The organism is Dietzia sp. B44 (assembly GCF_014145245.1).
Lineage (GTDB): Bacteria > Actinomycetota > Actinomycetes > Mycobacteriales > Mycobacteriaceae > Dietzia > Dietzia natronolimnaea.
Window position 1 is genome coordinate 1 of record NZ_JAALEF010000134.1, and the last position, 4,157, is coordinate 4,157.

General features: G+C 71.3%; 5 protein-coding genes. All 5 read left to right on the plus strand.

Annotated features, from left to right (window positions below):
• Positions 1–898 (plus strand): porphobilinogen synthase (gene hemB / locus G6017_RS05250; RefSeq protein ID WP_182616252.1); only part of this gene is annotated, 898 nt, incomplete at its 5' end.
• Complete coding sequence (locus G6017_RS05255; protein ID WP_182616254.1) at positions 895–1,494, plus strand: hypothetical protein; 600 nt, start codon at positions 895–897, stop codon at positions 1,492–1,494. The genes hemB and G6017_RS05255, both read left to right, overlap by 4 nt.
• Positions 1,481–2,020 carry a transport-regulating membrane protein Mce1N gene (gene mce1N / locus G6017_RS05260; protein WP_182616255.1) on the plus strand — a complete coding sequence of 180 codons (540 nt, stop codon included), beginning with the start codon at positions 1,481–1,483 and terminating at the stop codon, positions 2,018–2,020. Before G6017_RS05255 ends, mce1N begins: the two co-directional genes overlap by 14 nt.
• The gene (locus G6017_RS05265) at positions 2,017–2,259 is read left to right on the plus strand and encodes a hypothetical protein (RefSeq protein WP_182616257.1); all 243 of its coding nucleotides are present in this window, start codon (positions 2,017–2,019) and stop codon (positions 2,257–2,259) included. Before mce1N ends, G6017_RS05265 begins: the two co-directional genes overlap by 4 nt.
• Positions 2,260–2,541: 282 nt before the next feature.
• On the plus strand, positions 2,542–4,157 hold a 1,616-nt coding region (locus G6017_RS05270), incomplete at its 3' end, for an alpha/beta fold hydrolase (RefSeq protein ID WP_182616259.1).

Genomic DNA, 4,157 nt, shown 5'->3' on the forward strand with positions numbered 1-4,157 from the left:
CGACGGTCTCGACGCGCCGCACGCCATCTCCTCCCTGCCCGGGGTCGTGCAGCACACCGTCGACTCCCTGCGCCGTGAGGCCGCCGCCGCCGCCGAGGCGGGACTCGGCGGAATCATGCTGTTCGGGGTCCCGCTCGATGAGCACAAGGACGCCTCGGGCAGTTGCGGCGCCGCGGCCGACGGCATCCTCAACCGGGCACTGACCGCCGTCCGCGAGGAGGTGGGCGACGATCTCGTGGTGATGGCCGACACCTGCCTGGACGAGTTCACCGACCACGGCCACTGCGGTGTCCTCGGCACGGACCCGCGGGGCGAGCAGGTCGTCGACAACGACGCCACCCTGGCCGCCTACAACGACCTCGCCGTGGCCCAGGCCGCCGCCGGCGCCCACGTGGTGGGGCCGAGCGGGATGATGGACGGCCAGATCGCCGCCATCCGCGAGGCGCTGGACCGCGAGGGTTACCAGGACGTGGCCGTGCTGGCGTACAGCGCCAAGTACGCCAGCGCGTTCTACGGGCCGTTCCGCGAGGCCGTCGGGTCCTCGCTGCGTGGCGACCGGCGCACCTACCAGCAGGACCCCGCCAACCTGCGCGAGTCGCTGCGCGAGGTGCGGTTGGACCTCGATGAAGGCGCCGACATGGTCATGGTCAAGCCGGCGATGAGCTACCTCGACGTGCTGCGCCAGACCGCCGAGATCTCGGACGTGCCCGTGGCCGCCTACCAGGTCTCCGGGGAGTACGCGATGATCTCCGCCGCCGCCGAGCGCGGGTGGATCGACCACGACCCGGCGGTGATGGAGTCGTTGACCTCCATCCGCCGCGCCGGCGCGGACATCGTCCTGACCTACTGGGCGCTTCACGCTGCACGCCTCCTCGCCGACGGGTGGGGCTCCCGGTGACCGGCACCGGCCCGTGGCGCCCACCGGAGCGGACCGACGACCCCTCCGAGCGCGCCGACGGTCGTCCCGAGAGCCCCGCCGGGCCAGTACCCGACGATGTCCACTCCGCCTGGGGCCTGTGGCTCGCCGCCACCGGGTTCGCACTGGTGGGGATGCTGCTCAACGCCGCCACCTCCCGGTTCGGCGACCTGCCCCCGGCCACGCGTGACGCGTTCCGCGACGCCGTCGAGACCGCCGGGAGCACCGACATCTCCATCGAGGCGCTGTTCGGCATGGCCCGGATCGTGGGCGCCGTCCTGGCGGTGCTCGTCAGCGTGGTGACCGTGTGGCTGGCCTTCCGGCTGCGGGCAGGAAAGGGCTGGGCCCGGACGATGCTCGACATCGTCGCGATCTTCCTCGTGGTGGACGCGGTCTCGGTGGTGATCGGCGTGTTCGGTGGAGTCGCCGTGGCGGGGGAGCGCGGCGAGATCGTCACCTTTGTCGTGATCTCGCTGCAGATCCTCGCGGGGCTGTGCGCCGCAACCGCCGTATGGCGTCAGCACACCGCCGAGGCCATGAAGTTCACGACCGGCGGCGGTGCCCGTGCCGGCGAGTGAGCCTGACCGGCCGGGGCCGGAACCCGAGGGCCCCATCCTCTTTGCCGAAGACGGGTGGAGCTGGGCCTGGATCTTCGCCGCGCCGCTGTTCTGCGCGAGCGCCGCGGTGTTCGAGCTGATCGCCGGCGCACCCGTCCACTGGCTCATGCTCACTGTCTGCGCGATCGCCGCGGCGATGTGCCACGGGGTGATGATCGCCGCCACCCGCGTCCACGGTCGTGTCCGGCTCACACCGACCACGTACATCCAGGGAACCGAGGAACTCGAACTCGACCGCGTAGAAGAGGTCTTGCCGCTGCCCGGTGACGGCCGCCCCGAGGCCTCGTGGGAGACCGCCCGCACGCTCGGGGAGCTCCGCGAGATCCCCCGGCGCCGGCGCTCCGTGGGACTGCGCCTGGACACCGGTGCCGAGGTCCGGGCCTGGACCCGCGACCCGGCTGCCCTGCACTCCGCTCTCGAGGCCGCGGTCCGCTCCGTCGGAACGGGCACGGGCACAGGCTCAGGTACCGCCTCGGATCCGGCGTGACCGCCCGGCGCCACGCCGTCATCGCCGTCACCGCCGCGCTCCTGGCTGTGGTGTTGTGGTGGCTGTCGCGCGACCTCGTCGCCGTCCGGCCGCCCGAGGTCGACCCGCCCGTCGACGGCGTGATCCTGCGGACCTATACCGAACCCTGGCTGCTGCTGGCGGCTACGCTCTCGGCCGGCATCGCGATGGTGTCGGCGACGCTCGCGGTCCTGGCCCGGGACCGCCGGCATGAACAGTGATATATCCACTTCTGCCTGCACTTTTCTGGCACGAAGCCCGCTCGCGGTAACGATCGGATGACGGTTCCCTGAGTCGGTGCCAGTTGGTGCTGCGTGGCACCGGACACAGGCTACATTTGGAGCGGTTCGGACGCTTGTGACGCTCGTGAACTTGAGCGGTCGCGGCGTCCGATTCGTCTGGCAGTCATCTACAGAACATGGAATCGGGGATCGGTGCAGCCGTCTAGCACTTTCGTTGGCACCACCGCGGTCGTTGGCGCGATCGCACTTCTTGGTACCGGGGTGGCTGCCGCCGCCCCGGTCAAGTGGCAGGACTGTACCGAGATGCTCGGGATCGAGGCCGAGTACGTGCCGGCCGGTCTCGAGTGCGGGACCGTCGAGGTCCCCGTCGACTACAGCCAGCCCGACGGCGCCCGGACCGAGGTCGCACTGACCCGCATCAAGGCGTCCTCCGGGCAGGCCCGGTCGGCCGTCTTCGGCAACCCCGGCGGCCCCGGCAACTACGCCCTCAACTTCTGGAGCCCCGCGTTCGACGGCACCGCGCCCGCCGGCCTGTACGAGAACCACGACCTCGTGGCCGTCCAGCCGCGTGGCCTCTACGGCTCCAACCCGATGACCTGTGACGTCGCCTTCGTCGGCCCCACCACCGCCAACGCGCTGCACGACGCCTGCTTCGGGACCGATCCGGCCTACATGGCCTCGTTCACCACCGAGAACGCGGCCCGCGACATGAACGCCGTCCGCGAATCGCTCGGGCTCGCCGAGATCGATTACGTGGGCGTGTCCTACGGCACCGCGATCGGCACCGACTTCGCGACCCTGTTCCCCGAGCACACCGGCCGCATGGTGCTGGACTCCAACACGCACCCCGACTGGCGGTGGTCCACCCAGGCCGAACAGGGCGCGCTCGCCCAGGAGCGACGACTGAACGACATCTTCACGTGGATCGCCGAGCGCGACGACTACTACGGCCTCGGCGACACCCCGCGCAAGGTGTTCCACTCCTGGAAGTGGGTCACCGACCAGGAGGTGGGGGGACCCGCCAACCTCACCCCGCCGCCGGCCGAGACCCGCGACCTGCCCGTCGAGCTGCGGGGCACCCCGCTCGAGCGGCCCGCGCTGGACACCATCAACGGCACCGCGCCCGCCCTCGCCCGCGTCGAGGGTCTCGGTCGCGCCGTCGCGCTGCAGGGTCTGACCAACAACGCCACCACCGGGTTGTACGACGCCACGGTGGGCGCGACCTACTCCGAGCAGGCGTGGCCGATGCTGGCGCACATGCTCAAGTACTACAACGACGGCGGCAACATCGCCCGGGTCGACTACCCGACGGCCGCCCGGATCGTCGCCGCTCAGGAGAGCCGCTCGCCGGTCTTCCGCACCGACATCGAGATGAACGCGATCATCACGTGCAACGAGACCGCCTCGCCGCCGAGCGAGCTCGGCGTCATGGCTGCCAAGGCGGATCGCTACACGGGCGGAAACAAGCTCACCACCCGCGCCGCGGCCGAGGCCGCCGGTGACGACTGTGTGGGCTGGGCGCCGGTCGCACGCACCATCCAGCCGAACGGCGACGCCCTCGACCAGAAGCCGCTCGTCCTGCACTCGGAGAAGGACGCCGTCACCCCGATCGCCGGTGCCCACAGGGTCGTCGAGACGCTCGACGGGACGCTGGTCGTCGTCGGCGGCGGCGAGCACGGTACCTTCCGCACAGGGAACGCTGCCGTCGACGCCGTGGTGATGGAGTTCCTCGAGACCGGCGTCGCGATTCCGGGGCGCGTCGAGGGCAAGCCCTCGCCGGAGCCTCTGCCCAGGTGGGGTCAGGCCGAGCGCGCGGCCGCCGCCCAGCAGGGCATGTCCGCGCCCGTCGCCGGAGCCGACGACTGGTACGGCACCCA